The 20150-nt window shown below is 67.7% G+C and carries 7 protein-coding genes; 1 reads left to right on the forward strand and 6 read right to left on the reverse strand.

The annotated features are described in order from the left end of the window. Positions 1 to 4: 4 nt before the first annotated feature. The 4 genes from AC1Q7F_RS19565 to AC1Q7F_RS19580 form a co-directional block, all read right to left on the reverse strand. Complete coding sequence (locus AC1Q7F_RS19565; protein WP_492509934.1) at positions 5 to 3016, reverse strand: CHAT domain-containing protein; 3012 nt, start codon at positions 3014 to 3016, stop codon at positions 5 to 7. Next, entirely contained in the window at positions 3016 to 12537 is a 9522-nt protein-coding gene (locus AC1Q7F_RS19570) for an MBG domain-containing protein (protein WP_492509936.1), read from the reverse strand. Before AC1Q7F_RS19570 ends, AC1Q7F_RS19565 begins: the two co-directional genes overlap by 1 nt. 11 nt (positions 12538 to 12548) lie before the next feature. After that, positions 12549 to 14231 (reverse strand): ShlB/FhaC/HecB family hemolysin secretion/activation protein, encoded by a 1683-nt coding sequence (locus AC1Q7F_RS19575; RefSeq protein ID WP_492509938.1) that lies wholly within the window; start codon positions 14229 to 14231, stop codon positions 12549 to 12551. 196 nt (positions 14232 to 14427) lie between these two features. Next, the gene (locus AC1Q7F_RS19580; RefSeq protein WP_492509940.1) at positions 14428 to 15279 is read right to left on the reverse strand and encodes an MBL fold metallo-hydrolase; all 852 of its coding nucleotides are present in this window, start codon (positions 15277 to 15279) and stop codon (positions 14428 to 14430) included. Between the two features lie 209 nt (positions 15280 to 15488). Here AC1Q7F_RS19580 and AC1Q7F_RS19585 point away from each other — a divergent pair, with 209 nt between their 5' ends. Then, positions 15489 to 16220: a cyclic nucleotide-binding domain-containing protein gene (locus AC1Q7F_RS19585; RefSeq protein WP_492509942.1), complete on the forward strand. Its 732-nt coding sequence runs from the start codon at positions 15489 to 15491 to the stop codon at positions 16218 to 16220. 15 nt (positions 16221 to 16235) lie between these two features. Here AC1Q7F_RS19585 and AC1Q7F_RS19590 read toward each other — a convergent pair whose 3' ends face one another. Together AC1Q7F_RS19590 and AC1Q7F_RS19595 are read right to left on the reverse strand one after the other, a co-directional pair. Continuing rightward, positions 16236 to 18890 (reverse strand): calcium-binding protein, encoded by a 2655-nt coding sequence (locus tag AC1Q7F_RS19590; protein ID WP_492509944.1) that lies wholly within the window; start codon positions 18888 to 18890, stop codon positions 16236 to 16238. A gap of 89 nt (positions 18891 to 18979) precedes the next feature. Continuing rightward, complete coding sequence (locus tag AC1Q7F_RS19595; protein ID WP_492509946.1) at positions 18980 to 20011, reverse strand: substrate-binding domain-containing protein; 1032 nt, start codon at positions 20009 to 20011, stop codon at positions 18980 to 18982. Positions 20012 to 20150: the final 139 nt, after the last annotated feature.

Consider the following 20150-nt stretch of genomic DNA (forward strand, 5'->3'; position numbering starts at 1 on the left):
GGGATCAGGCTCCATTGCCAGGGTTGGCGGCCGCACCGACCAGGGTGAAGGCCGCCCAGTTGAAAGGATGCGCCGTCGCCGGCGACGACGCCAATGATCGCTGTGCCGCCGCCAGGGCGGCCGCCTTGTCCAGGCCGGGATCTTGCGCGAACAGCCCGGTCATCAGCCGCACGGTGGGGGCCGAGGGCACCTGCCAATGGCTGACCAGCAGACCGCGCGCCCCGGCAAAGAAGAAGCTTTCCGCCAGCCCGGACAGCGCCTCACCCCCCAGCTTGGCGTCGCCGCCCGCCGTGTTGCAGGCCGACAGCACCACCAGATCGGCATTCAGGCGCAGCAGCGCGATGTCGGATGCGGTCAGCAACCCGTCATCGGCCGCACTGGCCGGCGGCGTGTCGGGGGGGGCCAGGGCCAGCCCCGGCTGCGACTGGCAGCGCAGCTCACCCGGCAGCAGGCCATGCGTGGCGAAATAGACGATGCGATACTGGTCCAACCCCGCCGCGCGTACCGCCGCCTTGGTCACCGCCGGCCCCGTCATCAGATCGGCCGGGGTGGCGCCCAGCCGCCGCCCGATCTCCCCGATCTCCCCCGCCGTCTCCGGCAAGGGCGCCAGGGCCCGCAGCAGGGCAGGGTCCAGGGCGGCATCGGTGCGGCAATCGTCTGCCAACGCCGTCAGCCCGCCCGCATCCTTGCCCTGGAAGGGCGGGGCGGCGAAGCCGATGAAGGGTTTGGCCGCCGGTGCCCGTGTGGCGGCCCCCGACAAGGCCAGGAAGGCCGGCACCGATGGCACCACCGACAAGGCCATGTCCCGCACCAGCCACGCCGCACCGGCATAGTCCCCCGCCTGCGGCTTCGCCCGCACCAGCAAAGCCGGCGGCAGGCTGGCCAGCGCTGCCGACGGCACCAGCACCAGATGCTTTACGCCGACCAGCGCATCGCCGGCCCCGCCGAACAGCCGGACATAAAGATCATGCGACAGGTCCAGGTCGAAGGGCGGCAGCAATCCGGCGCGCGGGGTGATCGACCGCCGTAGTTCCGCAACCTGATCCTGCAACGCCGCCCGCCCGATCGTGACCGAATACGCAGTGATGCCAGATTTCGTCAGGATGAACCCATAGGAGCCGGCGGAGGCAAAGGCGAACTGCACCAGCGCCTGCCCGTCGCGCAGTCGGGCCCGCAGCGCCGCCGGTTCCACCGGCGCCGGCTTGGTCAGGCGGGCATAATCGGGAAAGGCGGCCTGCAATTGCCGCTCCAGCCCCTGCGCCTCGACTGTCGCCGTCTCCAGCTGCTTGGCCAGTTCGGCCTCCCGTGCCCGGTCACGCTGTGCGTCGGGCTTGGCGGTTTCCGCTGCGGCCTCGATGCGCAGGCGATCACGGTTGCGCACCGCATCCTGCTGCCGGCGGATCAGGTCGGACACGCCCGCATCGGCGCTGGCGAAGCGGGCGGCAGCGCGGGTGATGGTCTGGCCCACCACCCCTTCGCGCACCGCCTGCACCGCCCCGAACATCTCGGCATGATAATCCACGCGCCGGTCGGGCTCGGCCTGCGACCGGCGATACAGCACATCCAGGAACGGGGCCAGCCGGTCCAGCGGCAATTGCCCCCGATCGGTGTCCAGCCCGGCCAGCATGGTCAGCGCGTCGCGATAGATGGCCAGCGCCTCATCATCCATGCCGGCCTGGGCATAGACCCGGCCCAGTTCCAGCATGCTGGATGCCACCGGCCAGCCGGCCCCGAACAGCTGCTTGTTGGACGAAACCGCCTTGGACATCAGGGCGGCCCCGCCGGCCGCGTCACCCTTGCCGGCCCTGGCCAGCCCCTGGATGCCTAGGATGCGCGCATGCCACCAGGGCGGCAGGCCGCGCGTGCGGCTGAACAGGGTCGCCGCCTCCTGCGCGGCGGCATCGGCCAGACCATACTGCTCCAGGCGCAGGGAAACCGTGGCCTCCAGCAGCAAGGAATGGATCAGGTCGCCCCGCGCGGCCGCCAGACTGCCCAGCACCGCGCGGTTGGCGCCGCCGCCGGCCTGTTCCTCCAGATCATCGACGATGGCGCGGCGGGTGGCGCTGCTCTCGCGCCCCAGCGACAGGGCCCGGCGCGCATCGCCGCCATTAGCGGCATGGAAGGCCATGTAACTGCCCAGCCGGGCGCGGGCCGCCTTGTCGAAGCTTTTCTGCAGCAAGGCATCGGCGCGGCGGAACAGGGCATCGGCCTCCGGCCCCCGCCCCTGGTTGGAGACCTCCAGCGCCAGCGCCATCAGCGTGTCGCCGGCACCCGGACTGTCATCGCTCAGCGCCTTGGTCTGGATGGCCAGCGCCTTGCGATAGGCTGACTCCGCACCGGCATAATCCTCCACCGAATTGGACAGGCGCCCCACCTCCGACGTCCGCTCGAACGCGTTCAGGTCGCCGCGCCCGAAGGACAGCGCGCCATCGCCCAGTGATGCGCGAAGCGCCATCGACCAGTCGTTCGCCCCCGCCGCACCCGTGACCGGTTCCGCCTTCAACCGGCGATTGGCATCCATCAGCAGGTCGGCCAGGGCCGGGATGCCGTCAGCCTGCACCATGCGCTGCCCATCGAACAGGGTGACGGCCAGATAGGGCCAGCCCCCCTCGCGCAGCTGGCACTGGCTGACCAGTGCCGGCTGGCCGGACGGGCTGGTCTCATGGATCGGCGGCCGGCAGATGGCCTTCTGCGCCAAGGCCCCGGCCCAGGCGGTGCGGCCATTCTCCAGCAGCATCTGCCGTTCCGACGCCGCCTTGTCCTTGGGCAGCGGATCATAGAGGTCGGTGACGGAAAGCCCGCCGCTGGGCTGTTCCCAGCTGCCGCAGAACAGGGCATAGGCCTTGCCCTCGGCACTCTCCAACGGCACGGCGCGGCATTCCTCACCGATGATGTTGCGGCCCATGGCGGTCGGGCCGGCGGCGGGGGCAGCCGGTTTCGCAGGCGCCGCCATCCCCTCGGCGACACAACCCAGCAGCAGCAAGGCCAGGAACAGGGGGGCGAGCGGCCGCGCCATCACCACACCCTTCCCAGGTTGGGGAATTGCTGTTCCAGGCCGGGCGTGCCCTCCGGCGCCTCGCCGGGCAGGCGCCGCTGCTGCGACAGCAGGCCGGGGATCATCTCCTCCGCCGCGCTGTCATCATCGGCGGCCGACCCGCTGGCCGACTGCACATTCTGGTTTACCGCCGCCAGGGCCGCCGACGCGCCATCGACGGTGGGGGCCGGCGTGCTGCTGGCCGGTGCCGGCGGGGGTGCGGTGGGGGCCGCCACCACGGGGGCGGCCACCGTCACGGTGGGCACCACCGGGGCCCGCGCCGGCTGGGTGATGGTGGTCACCGGCGCCGCTTCGGCCACGGCGGGCGGCAGGACGCCACCACCGGTCACGGTCAGTTGCCCGGCGACATAGGTGATCTGGTAATTGCCGTTGGTGATCCCGTCGGCATTGATGGCATAGGGACCGGCGGCAGCGGTCGCATCGGCCAGGGTCTGGAAGCGCAGGCCCGTCAGGCTGTCGCCCGTATCGCCATTGACCAGGCCCTGGAACTGCGCCGTAAATACCGGGTTGGCGGCGCCATAGGCCCGTGTCACGCTGTCCACCAGCACCGACAGCGGCGCGGGATTGATGGTCAGGTCCGCGCCCTGGAAGCTGATCTGGTAATTGCCATTGGCCGCCAGTGTGCCCTGACGGATGGCATAGCGTCCGGCATTGCCGCCCCCATCGCGCACCAGCGCGCCCGACAGCACGGTGCCGGCACTGTCCCCGCGCTTCAGCCCCGCCACCGCATAGGTCAGGGCCGGATCGGCGGCGCCATACAGCCGGCTGACCGCATTGGCCGTCACCGACAACAGGGCCGGATTGATGGTCAGCTGCCCACCCGTGAAGGACATTGTGTAGTTAGCACTGTTCAGCGCCAGGCTGCCCAGGCCGATAGCATAGGTTCCCGCATCCTCACCGCCCGCCCGCGCCAGCCCGCCCGACAGTACCGAACCGGCCGTATCCCCGCGCTTCAACCCGCTGACGCTGTAGGTCAAGGTGGGGTCGCCATCGCCATAGGTCCGCGTCACCATCATCGCCGCCACCGACAGGTTGGCGGGATTGATGGTCAGGGTGCCGGGCGTGAACGCTATGATGTAATTGGCACTGGTGCTGGCAAGGCTGCCCTGATTGATGGCATAGGTCCCCACATCTTCGCCGGCCACCCGCGACAGGCTGCCGGTCAACACCGCTTCCAGCGTGTCGCGCCCGCGCAGGCCGGTGGCGGTGAAGCTGAGGTTGGGGTCGGCGTCGCCATAGATCTTGGTCAGGTTGGCGGCCACCACCGACAGGGTCAGGTTGGCCGGCAGGATGGTGAATTCCGCGCCGGTGAAATTCAGCCGGTAATTGGCATTGGCCACCAGCCCGCCCTGGGTAATGGCATAGGTGCCGACATCGGTACCGGCGGCACGGACCAATGTGCCGGACAGGACCGCACCCGCGTCATCCCCGCGCTTCAGCCCGGACACCTGATAGGTGAGTTCCGGATCACGATCCATATAGAGGCTGGTGATGGCATCGGCCGTCACACTCAGCGCCGCCGGATTGATGGTCAGCGCCCCGCCCTGGAACCTGACCGTATAATTCGCCCCGGCATCCAGGCTGCCCTGGGTAATGGCATAGGTCCCGACATTCTCCCCCTGGGTGCGGGCCAGTTCGCCGCCCAGACTGTCACCCGCCACCAGGCCGGAAACGCTGTACCCCAGGCTGGGATCGGCATCGCCATAGATCTTGGTCACCGACGCGGCGGTGATGGTCAGGGCGGCCGGCGTAATGGTCAGCGACCCGCCCTGGAAGCTGACATTATAGTTGGCCCCCGCCGTCAGGCTGCCCTGACTGATGGCATAGGTGCCGACATCGCGGCCCCCCGCCCGCTCCAGCGCCCCTGACAGGCTGTCCCCCGCCAGCAGCCCGGCAACGCTGTAGGAAAAGGCCGGATCATCCGTGCCATAGACCTTGGTTGCCGACCCGGCGGTGATGGTCAACGCCGCCGGTGTCACGGTCAGGGACCCGCCCTGGAACGTCACATCATAGTTCGGCCCCGCCGACAGGCTGCCCTGGCTGATGGCATAGGTGCCGACATCGCGGCCGGGCGCGCGGGTCAGGCTGCCCGACATTGTGTCACCGGCCGCCAGCCCCGTGACGCCATAGGTCAATGCCGGATCATCCGCGCCATAGACCTTGGTCACCGACGCCGCGCTGATGGTCAGCGGGGCCGGAGTGATGGTCAGGGTCCCCCCCTGGAACGTCACAACATAGTTCGACCCCGCCGCCAGGCTGCCCTGGCTGATCGCATAGGTCCCGGCATCGCGGCCGGTGGCACGGGTCAGGCTGCCTGACAGGCTGTCACCGGCCACCAGCCCCGTCACGCCATAGGTCAGGGCCGGATCATCATTGCCATAGACCTTGGCCACGGAGGCGGCGGTGATGGTCAAGGCCGCCGGATTGATGGTCAGGGTGCCAGCCTGGAAGCTCAGCGTGTAATTGCTGCTGGCCGACAGGCTGCCCTGATTGATGGCATAGGTACCGACATTGCGGCCCGCGACACGGGTCAACGCCCCCGACAAACTGTCGCCATTGACCAGACCGGTCACGCTATAGGTCAGGGTCGGATCATCCGTGCCATAGATCTTGGACAGACTGGCCGCCGTCACGGTCAGCGCGGCCGGCGTCACCGTCAGGCTGGATGTGAACGGCCCGCCCTGCAGCACATAGTTGGCCGCATCGGCCCCGGACAGACCGGTCACCCGCTGCGTATAGGACCCCGCCGCCAGCGTCGGCCCGACAGTGACACTGCTCCCCCCCGCCTCCACCACCAGATCGCCGGTGACGCTGTCGCCCGTCACCAATCCGGTCAGGCTGACCGCACCGGGGGTGATCCCCTGGCCATAGGTGCCGCTGACGCTGGCGATGCTGGCCGTCAGGGCCTTCTGCGCGATGGTCAATGTGCCGTTGCGGTTGCCGCTGCCGGCCAGCACGTAATTGGCCGACGATGTGCCCGCCAGACTGCTCAGCACCAGATTATGGGTTCCCGCCGACAGCCGGTTGGTCAGGGTGCCGCTGCCCAGCAGCACGTCGGCCGTGACAGTGTCCCCCGTCTCCACCCCCGTCAGGACCGGATTGCCCAGCACGGCCAGGGTGCCATAGGTGGAGCTGACATCAGAAATCGTATAGGTGATCTGCTTGCGCGCCACCGTCAGCTGGCCCACCGAATGGCCGCTGGCATAGCTGTAATTGCCCAGATCGGCCCCGCCCAGCGTCACCGTCTGATCATAGGTGCCGGCGGCCAGCTTGGCCGCCAGCGTCCCGCCCGACAGGGCGACACTGGCCGTCACATCATCGCCCGACACCACACCGGTCAGCACGGCACTGGCCAGCGTCGCCAGCGTGCCATAGATGCTGTCCACCGCCGCCACGCTATAGGTCAGGGCCTTCTGCGCGATGGTCAGGGTACCGTCGGTATTGCCCGTCGCCGCGATCTCATAATTGCCGGCATCGGTGCCGGTCAGGCCGGTGACCTTCTGCGTCAGGCTGCCGACATCGGTGCGCACCGCCAGCGTTTCGGCCGTGGTCCCGCGATAGGTGGTGACGGTGCCGGCCAGATCGTCACCATCGACCAGCCCCGTCCATGTCACCGCCCCGTCACCGGCCAGCGTGCCATAGGTCGTGCTGCCATTGGCCACGGCATAGGTCAGTGCCTTCTTGGTCACCGTCAGCGTGCCGGTGCCATAGCTGAACCCATATCCCAGATCCGACGCCAGCGTCCCCGCCCCCGCCGTCAGGGTATAGGCACCGACATTGCGCCCGGCCCCGGTGATGGTGCCCGTGCCGCTGACGGCATCCGACAGGCTGTCCCCCGTGACCAGTCCGGTGATCGAATACTCCAGACCGGTGATCGTGGACCCGGTATAGGTGCGACTGACACTGTCCGGCGTCACGGTCAGGGTGGGCGCGTAGCTATAGACGAAGCGGTTGCCGGTATTGGACACCGTTGAATAGGTACGACCACTGAAGGTGAAGGCGCGGTTATAGAGCGGCAAGGCGGAAACCCCACCCGTGCTGCTGGTCGATGGCGCGTTGGAAAACACCAGAAACCGCCCGCCACCGGCCACAGTCAGGGCGCCTGACCCGCCATTATTGATGAAATTGCCATTGGCGGCCAGGACCAGGGCATCGTCCGTGCCACCGGCCGATACCGTGGCCCCCGACGCGATGGTCAGATTGCCACCCGTGGTCAGCGCCGTGGTGCCGCTGGTGGTGATGCCCGTGACCGACCCGACCGTGCCGACGCTGCCCGCCCCCGACAGGCCGAGATCGACGGCGCCGGTATTGGCGGCAACAGTGGAAACGGCATTCGACGCATGGGCCAGCACATAGGCCCCCCCCGTCCCGGTCAGGGCCAGACCGGCGGCGGTGATGGCGGCGGTCTGCGTGACCGTCCCCGTGCTGGTCAGCGCCAGATTGCCGGTACCCAGCGACACGCCGGCCACGCTGTCCACGGTGGCGACAGCAAAGCCGGTATCGTCACGCAACGCGACATTGCTGTTGCTGGCGCTGGCGGCAAAGCTGGTGACCGCATTGTTGGCCGACGCCAGGGCCACCGCCCCCGTGGCCGTCACCGCCAGATTGGCGACGGTGATCGCCCCGGTCTGGGTGATGCCGGCCCCGCTGCGCAGATGCAGGGTGCTGGATTGGGAGGGAGCGATGGCCTGGGTCACGCTGATGGCGCCGGCACTGCTCGACCCGACCCGGATGATCCCCGCCTTCACAAGGTTCAGCTCTGCGCTGGAAATCTCCAGCGCCGTGGCCGCATCGGTGGCCGACCCCAAATCGATGGCACGCGCCGCCGTGGCCGTGGTCAAGGTGGCAATGGCCGTGCCCGCATCCAGGCTGCCGGTCAGGTTCAGCCGGTCGGCGGCCAGCGTGATATCCTGGTTCTGCGTGCTGATGGCCGCACTGACGGTCAGCAGCCCCCTGGTTTCCACAGACACGGCGCCAGCATTGGTATCGGTCGTGGAAAGCGCACCGGCGATGGTGATGGCGCCGGTGCCACCCTGGATCGTGACATTGTCCTTGAAGGTGGCGCCGGCGACGCTGATAGCGCCCGTGCCATCCGACCGGCCGATGGTGATGCTGCTGAACCCGTCGCGGAAACTATCCAGTTCCCCCTGGCCCAACCCCAGATCACCGGATCCGGTACCCAGGCCAATGCTGGCATTGGCGCTATAGGACTGCAGAACCAGATTGCCGGAACCACCGATAGACAGTGCGGTACCACCCGACCCGTTGGACAAGCCCATATCGTCGGCCGTCAGCGTGACGGTGCCGCCGCCGGCAGTGGTCCCGTTCCAGCCGATGAACGCGCGGCTGAACTCCGCCCCGCTGTCACGGTTGGCCACCAGCCGCGCGCCGGCCCCCACAGCCGTCAGCGAGACGGAGCCGCCGCCCGTGGAATAGATGGCGCTGCGCGTGGCATCGCTGCTGCCGGGATCGGCGCGCAGCAGGATGCCGTATTTGTTCGTGCCGGTCGCGGCTTGCGTGCCGTTGAGGGCAAGCGCGCCGGTGGCCGTGCTCATGACGCTGTGGGCACCGATGGCGACACCGATGGTCAGATCGTTACCGGTCCCGCCCGTACCGTTCAGTGTGATGGTCCCGGCACCGGTTGCGGTCAGGTTGCCACTAGAGACATTGATGCCGATGCCGGTATCATTGCCGGCCCCGCCCGTGCCGTTCAGGGTGATGGACCCGTTGCCCGCGACAGAGAGAGTGCTTCCGCCGGAGATACTGATGCCGATACCCGTGGTGCTGTTGGTGCCGCTGGCGGCACCCTGGCCAACGATCCTGATATCGCCACCGCTTCCGGCATTCAGCGTGCTGGATGTGACATTCACGCCGATGCCGGTATCGGCCTTGCCGACGGCACCCTCAAGACAGCCGGTCGTGACACCTATCGCGCAGAAGGCGATGCCGGTGGAATTGATGGTGCCGAGGTTGACCTCATCCTCGCCGATACTGCCGACATAGATATCGCCGCCATTGGTCTGCAGCACCGCTCCATTGATGGACACCTTGCCCGCTGTCCCCGCCTGGTTCCCGTCGGCGGCCAGCACGATGTTCAGCTTGCCGGTTCCGGTCACGCCGATATTGGCCCCGACCGCCACGTCGATATCGCTGGACACTGTCAGCGTCCCCGTGCCCGACCCGGCATAATTGACGGCCTGGTTCAGGCTGATCAGGGCGTCGGCAGCATAGAGACGGGCATTTCCCGTGAAGGTCAGGCCCGTGGTGCCTGCCACCGTGCCGACGATCAGGGACAGGTTGCTGCGGAAATCCACCGACCCGGTATTAGCGGCCAGCGTCGTGACATCGTTGCCGGTGCGGGTCAGAGTGAAGCTGCCGCCCGTGCCCAGCAGGGCCAGATTGGCGACATTGATATCCGCCGTCTGCGTCACCGACCCGCCGCTGGCCAGTTCGACCGTATCGCTGGCATGGCTCAGCGCGCTGCTGATCACCATATTGCCGCCATAACTGGCAGTACCGTCGTCCGCAAGGCCCAGGCGCAGTACGCCCGCACTGACCTGATTTATCTCCCCTTGGGACACGTGCGTCACACCACCACCGGAATCCGTGGAGCCGATATTCATCTGGCCGCCGGACGCAAAGGGGCGAAGCACGACGCGTCCCGTGCTGGTGATGCTGGTACCGGTCAAGGTGATGTCGCCGCCGGCCAGCACGATGGTGCCGGCCCCGGATGTGACATTCATGCCGGACAGGGTCACGCCCGTCCGGCCGGCCAGCGCAACGGTGCCGCCATTGCTGGTCCAGGCGCTGTTGCCGCTGCCGTTCAGGGTGCCCGTGGTCGTATAGCCGGCGGTGAAGTCCAGGTTGAACAACCCGTTGCTGCCCACGAAATCCACGCCGGGGTCAATGGTCAGGTTGCCGCCGGCCCGCAGGGTCAAGGTGGCGGCGGTGCTGCCGCTCTTGTTGATATTGTTGGAGACGGTCATGGCGCCGTCACTGACCAGTGTCACGTTCCGGCCGGCATTAAGGAAGGTCTGGGCGAGGCCGGGCAGGCCGTTGCTGGCATTCGCCACCAGGGCGGCGCCACTGATCTCCAGGGCGCCGATGCCACTGGTGCCGGGATTGGCGTCCACGCTGATGCTGCCGGTATGTTCCGAATGGCCAAGCGCCAGCGTACCCGCCGTCACCGTGGCCAGTTCGGTGCCGGACAGGGCCAGGCCCAGACTGTCATCCGTCCCGCCGATAATCAGATCGCGGCTGGCGGTACGGGTGCGCAATCGAACGGTTCCCGACGACCGGATGCTGGCACCGGTCAGATACATGCTGTCGGCACGCACCTCGATGTTGCCGCTCTGGCTGCTGCTGCTTCCGCCGAAATTGCCGCTGCCGCTGAACAGCAGGTCGTTGCTGCCGGTCCCGCCCGTGGCTGTCACGGTCAGCGTACCGGAACCCGACGTAACCCCGAACCCGCCCATGACCAGCACGCCATGATTGGCCGTGCCGGTGCCACTGGCGCCGGTACCGGTCAGGGTGACCGCGCCTGAGGATGCGCTGATGCCGCCGCCGCTGGTCCCGTCCAGCCGGATGCCGATGGAACCGGCACCGGTGCCGTTGGAGGTGCCGCTGACCGTAACCGTGCCATTGCCCGTGGCGGATGCGGTGCCATAGGCGAAATCCACGCCCACTGCACCCGTACCGGTCACGGCTATGCCGCCATTGCCGGCCGACAGGCTGGACCCACCGCCCAGATACACGCCCGTCGCCGATCCCGTGCCCACCAAGGTCAGGCTGCCGGAACCGGTAGTGAAACTGGCGCCGGACAGGTTGATACCGGTGGCGGCACCGGTGCCGGTGGCGCGGATATCGATGCTGCCGCCATTGCTGGTGAAACTGCCGCTGGTCGCCTGGAATGACCGGCCGGCATCGAAATCCATGGACAGCGCGCCGCTGCTGGACGTCACACCCACGCCCGACGCGAAGGTCAGGTCCCGGCCGGCATCCAGCTTCAGGGTGGCATTGTTGTTGCCCGAATTCTTGGCAATCGAATTGTTGACATTGATGTCGTTGCTGGCCGCCAGGGATACGCTGGTGCCATTGTTCAACAGCGCATTGATGGCCGATGCCGTGATCAGGCTGGTGACGCTGCCATGATCGCCGGACCCGATGGTGCCATTGGCCGGGATGTCATCATCCTGTGCGCCCGCCCCATCAATATCCGCCACCGTCCCGATGGTGATATTGGTCGGGTCCAGCAGCAATTCCCCCGCCTTGCCCCCCGCCCCGCCGGCCAGATCGGCCGTGCCGGCAAAGCGCAGGCTGCCCTTGCCCGACACTTCGGCAAAGCCGCCATCGCTGGCACCCCGCGCACTGATCGCCCCGGCATAATCGGTGCGCCCGTCGGCCCAGACGATGACCCGCCCGCCGGCCCCGGTGGCGCCATCGGCGCTGATCCGGCTGTCGGCATCGATGCGGGTGGTCTGGGCGCGATGCAGGTCGCCACCGCCCTGAAAATCCCCGCCGATCCGCACGCTGCCGCCATCGACGGCACCGGCGGCATCGATGGTCGCCCCGGTCAGCACCACCTTGTCGCCAAGAATATCGACGGACCCGCCCGCGGCCCGCACGGTGCCGGTAATCTCTGTCTCCGTCCCCTCGCCACCGATGATGATGCGGCCATCCACCTCCCGCGCTGTGGTGGCTTCCACCAGACCCCCGGCATTGACCACCCCGGCCATGCCGTCACGCGCTGCCCGCGCCGTCATCAGCACCTGGGCCCCCGTCAGGGTGCCGTCATTGACCACCCGGCCCGCGACATCCCCCGGCAGTTCGAACCGCAGCAACCCGTCGCCAGCCAGATCCAGCGTGAACCGCTCCGCACCCGCCAGCACGACACGGCCCAGGCGGGCCTCCACCAGGCCACCATTGCGCACCTCCGCACCCGCCAGCACGGCATAGCCGCCCTCGGCCACGCGGATCGTGCCCTCATTGACCACCGAAGCCCCGGCCAGCCCCGCCTTGCCGAAGATCAGGCGCCCGGCGGCAACATCCGCATTGTCGATATCGGCGGTGGTGGCCAGGAAGGATCCGGCATCCACCCGCGCCCCGCGCCCGATGATGATGCCGGCCTTGTCGATGACCACCACCTGGCCATTGGCGCTCAACGACCCGTCGATGCGCGTGCCGGACCCGTTACCGGTCACGCGATTGACCAGCAGCGACCCCGCCCCCGGCTGGGTGACCCGCACCGACGCGTCCTGGCCGATATCGAAGCTGCGCCAGTCGATCAGGGCGCGGTCGCTGGTCTGGTTGATCAGGGTCTGGCCGCCCTGGCCAGCGGTAATGGTGGCCCCGCCCACGACCACGGTGCCGCCCTGGGGGGATTGCGCCGCTGCCGGCAGAGTGAAGACGGACGCCAGCGTCAGGGCGCGGAACCCCCGCCCCCATCGCCTGTCCCGTCCTGCCTGCCGCCGCACCGCCGTCATTGCCATCCCCGTCAGATCTGAACCGTGAGGTCGATGAACAGGCGCGTGCGCCGCCCCTCCGCCCCCGGCAGGGGCAGGGAACGCAAGGTGCGGGCCAGCTCCGCCGACAGGCTGGCCTTGCCGAACAGGCCCAGCCGCACCCCACCGCCGGCCGAGACCAGATGCGTGCTGGCCGCCACGCTGTCCCAGACCCGGCCTGTATCCAGGAACCCGTACAGGGTCAGCCCATCCACCCGCTCGATCCCCGGATTGAAGCTGCGCCGCAGTTCCAGCCCGCCGCCCACGCCATTGGGGCCCGACAGGTCACCGCCATTATAACCGCGGCCGAACCGGCTGCCGCCCAGCGCGAACTCTTCGCCGGCCAGCAGCGTGTCGGGCGTGTATTGCCCGGCGACCGTCAGGGTGGCGCCGATATCGGCAGGCAGGCGATAGCCATAGGCCAGTTCCGCATTGAACTTGGAATACCAGGGCTCCGGCCGCAGGCGCGAGGCACGGACATCGCCGCGCCCCGTCGCTCCGGCGACGTTCAGCCCCTGGGTCACGCCGACCTGGGCATACAGGTCGCCACCCAGGAAACGCAGCTGGCTATAGGTGGCGCGGGCATCCAGGCTGCGCCACCGGTCACGGCTGAAGGGCAGGTTCAGCAGCGCGACAGTCGCGGCCTGGGCGTTCCACCCCGCCTCCAGTGTCAAATTGCGGGCGCGCGAGCGGATCACGGCCACGGACAGGCGCTGGCCCATGCCATAGGATTCGGTGGCCACCGCAAAGGGCTTCAGCGACGCGCCGGGCCGCCCCCGGCTGTAATTGACATTGCTGGTCAGCGACAGGCCGGAGCCTTCCAGCGGCTGCACCCAGCGGCCATTGGCCGACCGCTGTTCCTTGATCTGCGGGGTGGCGGACAGGGTGACGCCCAGCTGCTCCCCCATCCCCAGGGCGGAATTGGCCGCCAGATCGACAAAGGCCGACCATGGCCCGGCAAAGTCCGATCCCCGGTTGCCGATCCCGGCCACCATGGCATAGGGCGTCTCGGTATAGCCGACCAGCAGTTCCGCCGCCCCGAAACTGTCACCGGGCCGGATCAGCCCGGTCACCGTGACGCCCGGCAGATCATCGACCAGCAGCAGGCCGCGCTCGATCAAGTCCACCCGCGCCGGCCGCGCGGCCAGGGCGTCGGCCAGCCGCGCCTCCACCCGTGCCCGTGCCCGCAGGCCCCCGCCTTCCACGCGGGCGCGCTCCAGATGACCTTCGATGACGCGGATGGTGATGGTCTGGTCACGGATTTCCTGCGCCGGCACGAATACGCGGGTCAGGCCATATCCCAACGTCAGATAGCGGGCCTGGATACGGTCGGCCAGCGCCGATATGTCAGCCAGGGTCACCGGCTTGGCGATCAGTGCGGCGATATCGGCGGCGAATTCTGTTTCCGGATCGATGACCGCCGCCCCCTGCACCGCGACACGGGTCAAGGTGAAGCGCAGGTCGGCGGCACCGGCGGCCGGTGCCCCCTTGCGCTGGGCGGGGATGGAGAATTGCAGCTGCGCCTTGGGCGCCTTGCGCAACTCTTCCAGCGGGGCCGGCACGGTGGGCCGGCCGGGCTCCACGCTGCCAGGCAGGCGGCCGGGTGCGGTCTGCGCAACGGCGCCGGCCGGCGCCAGGACGGCAGCCACCCCCAGAAATGCCAAGCAGCGACGCATCTTCCCCCAGGCCTTCCCTGACGCCTTGTCTAAAGATGTAAGCCGGAGGGGGCGGGGAAGGCCAGTCGTTTATGCGTTAACACACCCGTGACAACGACATTAACCATAGAAGCGGCCAAATAGAAATACGACTGAAGGTGGTGATATACACACCCTTTGGTGGTTGCTCGCCTTCCGCGTGCCGCCGATGCTTCGATCACATCATCCGTTCGCCATCCGGTGTGATGACCTGCCCCTCCCGCGCCACCAGGGCGCCTTGGTGCAGGGCGCGCGCCTCCTCGCCGATCCGGTCCAGCAGGATATCGGTGCGTTCGGGCGCATGGTGGAAGATCACGGGATAGCGGACCCCCGCATGGGCGGCCAGGCGCAGCGCCTCCTGCCAGGTGGAATGGCCCCAGCCGACATGGTCGGCATAGTCGTCATCGCTGTAGGTGGCGTCATAGATCATCACATCGGCCCCACGCACCAGATCGGCGATGGTCTCATCCCGGCCCTGGGCCGGATGCTCGGTATCGGTGATCAGGCAGATGGACCGGCCCCGGTAATCGACGCGGTAGCCGGTGGCGCCGTTGGGATGGTTCAGCGCGCAGGTGCGGACGATCAGGCCGGGGCGCGGTTCCAGCACTTGGCCGGCCGTGAACTTGCGGTAATCCATGCAGCGTTCCAGCCCGCGCAGCGGCACAGGGAACAGGGGGGCCGCCATCAGGCCGCCCAGCACCCCGCCCAGCGTCAGGTCGGGGCCCAGATGCCCCTCCCACAGGCTGATGCGGCTGCGCCGGTCATGGAAAGGGCCGAAAAACGGGAAACCCACGACATGATCGATATGGGTGTGGGTGAAGAACAGGTCGGCCGTCACCGGTTCGCCCGCCGCCTCCAGCGCGGTGCCCAGCAGGCGGATGCCCGTGCCGGCATCGAAGATCAGCAGGTGCGGGCCGCAGCGCATCTCCAGGCAGGTGGTGTTGCCGCCATAGCGCAGCGTGTCGGCCCCCGTGGTGGCGATGCTGCCGCGCACGCCCCAGAAACGCACAAAGAAGCCGTCGTCGCTCATGTCCCCGCCCTGATCGCGCCGGACCGTGCCCCGACCCGTCTTTCCGGCACTTTCAGTCAAGGATTGGAAAAGCACAACAGTCCACACCCATCCGCCACCTGAAATCACGCCAGACCGTGCTTGCAGTCACACATGTGTGACCCGTAAATGATTAATCAATTTTCCGGGGGCAGACTGTGCCCCGCCCGTCACCGATCAGGAAACCGGAATTGGAAGAGATCAATGTCGCGCCCGGCCGGCTGCTCATCAAGGAAGGCGATAGTGGCGGGGATGCGTTCCTGATCATCGCCGGCCGGGTGGAGGTTTTCCGGGCCGTCAATGGCACCAAGCACCGGCTCGCCATGCTGGGGCCGGGGGAAATCGCGGGCGAGATGGGGCTGATCGACAATGCCCCGCGCTCGGCCTGCATCGCCACAGTGGAACCGACGCGGCTGGTCGTCATCTCGCGCGAGCTGTTCGTGAAGCAATTGCGGGCCAGCCCGCCGCTGGTGCGCTTCGTCCTGCATTCGCTGGTGCGCACCCTGCGCGCCATCAATGGCATTCCCACCGACCAGGGCGATCCCATCTTCATCGATGATCCCATCGTGTCGGAACGCACGCACAAGCTGCTGCGCCGCGACACGTTCGCCCCCGGCCGCGTCATCTTCCGTCGCGGGGACGAGGCGCACGGCGCCTATCTGATCCAGTCCGGGCTGGTGGAGATCTGGAAAGAGGCGGCCGATGACCAGGTGCTGGTGCTGGGACGGGCGGGGCCGGGGGCCGTGTTCGGAGAGATGGCCCTGCTGCGCGATGCCAACCGCGCCGCCAGCGTCACCGCGGTGGAACTGACCGTGTGCGAGGTGATCCCCCGCCAGCGGTTCGAGGAATTGCTGCGCGCCGCCCCCACCCTGATCCGCCAGCTGATCCAATCCTATGTGCAGCGCATCGAACGCGGGATGTAGAACCAGGCAGACATATTACAGAACGATATCCCCGGCCGCCAGCGTCGTCAGCGCCGTCAGGGTGACGGCGAAATCGGCCGTACCGTCGCCATTGATGTCGCCCAGCAATTGCAGATCGGTGCCCACCACCTGGATGCGCAGCTGGCCGGCGACATTGGTGAAGGCGGCCACGCCCAGGAAGGTGAAAGCATCATCGGCGGGTGTGGCGCTGTTGGCGTCGATGCCCGACAGGTCGACGCGGTCGCCCTCAGCGCTGCTGAAATCGGCGATGGTAATGGGGGTGGCCAGGGGGCTTTCCGCCACATCCGCCAAGGCGAACAGGTCGGCACCCGTCCCGCCGCTCAGCGTGTCGGCCCCGCCGCCGCCCGCCAGCGTATCGGCCCCGGTCCCGCCGGTGATGGCATTGGCGTCTTCATTGCCGGTCCCTTCGAAATTGCCGCCGCCGGTATAGATCAGGGTCTCGACATTGGCGGCCAGGGTGTGGCTGCCCAGGCTGGTGCGCACAATATCGGTGCCGCCGCCCGCATCTTCCACCACCTCATCCAATTCATCATCGACGATGAAGATGTCGTTGCCGGCACCGCCGATCAGGCTGTCCGCCCCCGCCCCACCATCCAGCGTGTCGTTGCCGGCACCGCCATCCAGCGTATCGGCGCCGTCGAGACTGGTCAGGGTGTTGTCGCCGTCGCTGCCCGTGCCCGCGAAATCATCCTCGCCGGTATAGACCAGGTTCTCCACCTCCGCCGCCAAGGTGAAGGCGGCCAGGCTGGTGCTCACCGTATCCGTGCCGCCGCCGGCCAGTTCGGTGATGTCGGCCGTCCCCGCATCGACGATATAGGTGTCGTTGCCGGCACCGCCGATCAGGACATTGGCCCCCGCCGCGCCATCCAGCGTGTCGTTGCCCGTACCGCCATCCAGCGTGTCGTCGCCAGTGCCGCCGGTGATGGCATTGGCCAGGGCGTTGCCCGTGCCCGCGAAGCTGTTCAGGCCGCCATAGACCAGGTTCTCCAGTTCCGCACCCAGCGTATAGCTGTCGGCGCGGGCGCGCACCGTGTCGGTGCCCTCGCCCGTCAGTTCCAGGATCACATCGCCGGCATCATCGACGATATAGGTATCGTTGCCGGCACCGCCGACCAGGCTGTCGGCCCCCGTCCCGCCATCCAGCGTGTCGTTGCCGGCCAGGCCGGTCAGCGTGTCCGCCCCCGACCCGCCCCGCAGGCTGTTATCGCCGGCATTGCCCGTACCCGTGGCATCGGTCGTGCCGGTGAATTCCAGCAGCTCCAGATCGGCCGTCAGCACATAGGTGGTCAGGCTGGTGCGCACCGTATCGATGCCGTCGCTGTCGGTGATGACGTCGCCGATGGCATCGATGACATAGATGTCGTTGCCGTCGCCGCCGACCAGCGTATCGGCACCGGCACCACCATCCAGCACATCATTGCCGGCCCCGCCGCGGATGGAATTGGCCAGCGCATTGCCTGTGCCACGGAAACTGCCGACCCCCAGATACAGAAGATCGTTCTCCGTCCCCGCCATCTCATAGGCGGCCGCAGTGGTATTGACCGTCACCCGCCCCCCCACGATCGTGGTGAAGGAATAGCCGAAATCCGACACGTCCAGCACGCCGGAATAGCCCTGGACCCGGAAGATATAGTCGTCGCTTCCCAGATTGGCGCTGCGCGTGGGGCCGGAAATGATGAGATAGACCTCGCCCAGATAGCTGAACAGGCCGGCCTTGTTGGTGTCGTACATCGGTCGCCCGCGTGCGAACAGGCCGTTCATCGCCTCATAGAAGGAAACGCCGGTGGCGCGGATGACGCTGCCGCCGGCCACGCTGGTCACACCGAACGGCAATTCGATACTGTCGGCCAGCAAAGTGCCGTTGCCGCCCAGATCGATATTGACCAGCGTATCCATGCTGTTGAAGGTCAGGGCCGTGGACAGGCGCGTATCGGTGACGCGGGCGAAGACGAAACGATCGCTGCCCGACCCGCCCACCAGCCGGTCCAGACCGACCCCGCCGATCAGCGCATCGTTGCCGGCCGTGGCCACCAGCGTGTCGTTGCCATGGCCGCCCTCCAGGCTGTCATCGCCATAACCGCCGACCAGGCTGTCATCGCCCGACCCGCCGATCAGCGTGTCATTGCCCAGGCCGCCATCGATCATGTCATTGCCGTCGCCGCCGTCAATCGAGTTCTCGAACCGGTCCTTGATGTCGCCGCGCAGCCGTTCGGACCGGCTGTTGTTGAAGGTCTGGACCTGCACGGTCCCCTGGATGGTTTCCGGCGTCAGGGTGAACAGGTGCGGCGCCCCGCCGGTGCCTTCGGCATCGAAGGCGGTGATGACGGCGTTCACCTTGTCCACGGCATAGATGATGACGCTGTGCGCCTCGACCACTGTGCCATTGTTCCAGACGAAATGCAGGATCTCCCCGGCCTGCAGGTTCCGGTACATGATGCCCAGGTCCGCCTTGGCGACGGTGCGATAGTCGGACCAGCTGTCCAGCTTGTCATCCACCATGCCCACGCTGTCCTGCGACCCGTTGGTCACCCGTTCCCCGCCCCAGGCCATGCCCGCCTGGTTCAACACATCGCGGAACAGCTCGATCTCGTCCGTCACGGGTTCCCCGGCGGCGATCACGCTGTCGATGACGGTCTTCAAGCTGGGCATGCGGGTAGGCTCCGGCCGGCAAATATTTCCTGGAGCACAGGGGGATTCCCGGCGTCCTGATCCTCTACAAGCAATTCATGCGCCAGCCCTCACGTCCCGCGAACGACCAGTCGCGCCGGCAGGCTGACCGAGGTTGCATTCTCGCCATTGATCAGCGCCAGGATGCGTTGGGCCAGCAATTCGCCGCCCGCCTGCCAATCCTGGTGCACCGACGACAAGGGCGGCGTCAGGCAGGCGCCGAGCGGTGTATCGTCGTAACCGATCACGGATACCGCGTCGGGAACCGCCAAACCGCGCTCCTGTAACGCCTGCATGGCGCCAATGGCCAGCATGTCGCTGGCCGCGAACAGGCAGTCGAACGCCGCCCCGCCGCCATCGATCCAGGCGGCGATGGCGGCCGACCCGGCGGAAATGCTGAATGGGCAGGAAATGCCGCCCGCCAGTTCACCGCCGCTGGCCAGCAGGGCCTCGCGGAACCCGGCATGGCGCTGTTCGATCTCCGCATGGCTGGTATCGCCCAGGAACAGGCCGCGCCGGCGCCCGATGGACAGGAAATGCCGGGCGGCCAGCGCCCCGCCCTGCCTGTTGTCGGACCCGACGGTCAGGTAATCATGCTCCGGCGCCTCGGCCCCCCAGACGACCAGGGGCACGTCGGCATCGGCCAGTTGCACCGCCGCCTCGTCATGACTGCCCTGGCCCAGCAGGATGATGCCATCGGCGGTCTGCACGGCCGGCATATGAACCCCGTCACGGGTGGTCAGCACCACGGCATAGCCGATGCTGGTCAATTCCTGGCAGATGCCGCCCATCAGCGCCATGGGGAACGGGTCGGACAGCGGCCGGTCGGGGCTGGGCTTCATCTCCACCACCACGGCCACGGTATTGGACCGCTGCAGGCGCAGGCTACGCGCCGACAGGTTCAGCTTATAGCCATGTTCCTTGGCCAGCGCCTGGATGCGGGCCCGCGTGTCGGGCTTCACCGTGGCGCTGTCGCGCAGCGCACGGGATACCGTGATCTTCGACACCTGCGCCAGTTCCGCCAGGTCGGCCATGGTCAGGCGACCGGCCGGCGCGGCCTTGGGTTCGATCTCGCGTCCGCGGTCGGCAACGGGCTTTGTCATGGATATCCGGCGGGGGTGACGGAAAGGGAAATGCGAGGCCGACATTCGCACGTGTGCAGGCATTTTCCAAGGCCTTGGCGGCAACCCTTCCGGGCAGGTTACAGCCTCGGCACATACGTAGTCGAAAAATGACATCGAT

This window comes from Niveispirillum sp. GW835-FHT14G11 (assembly GCF_058793615.1).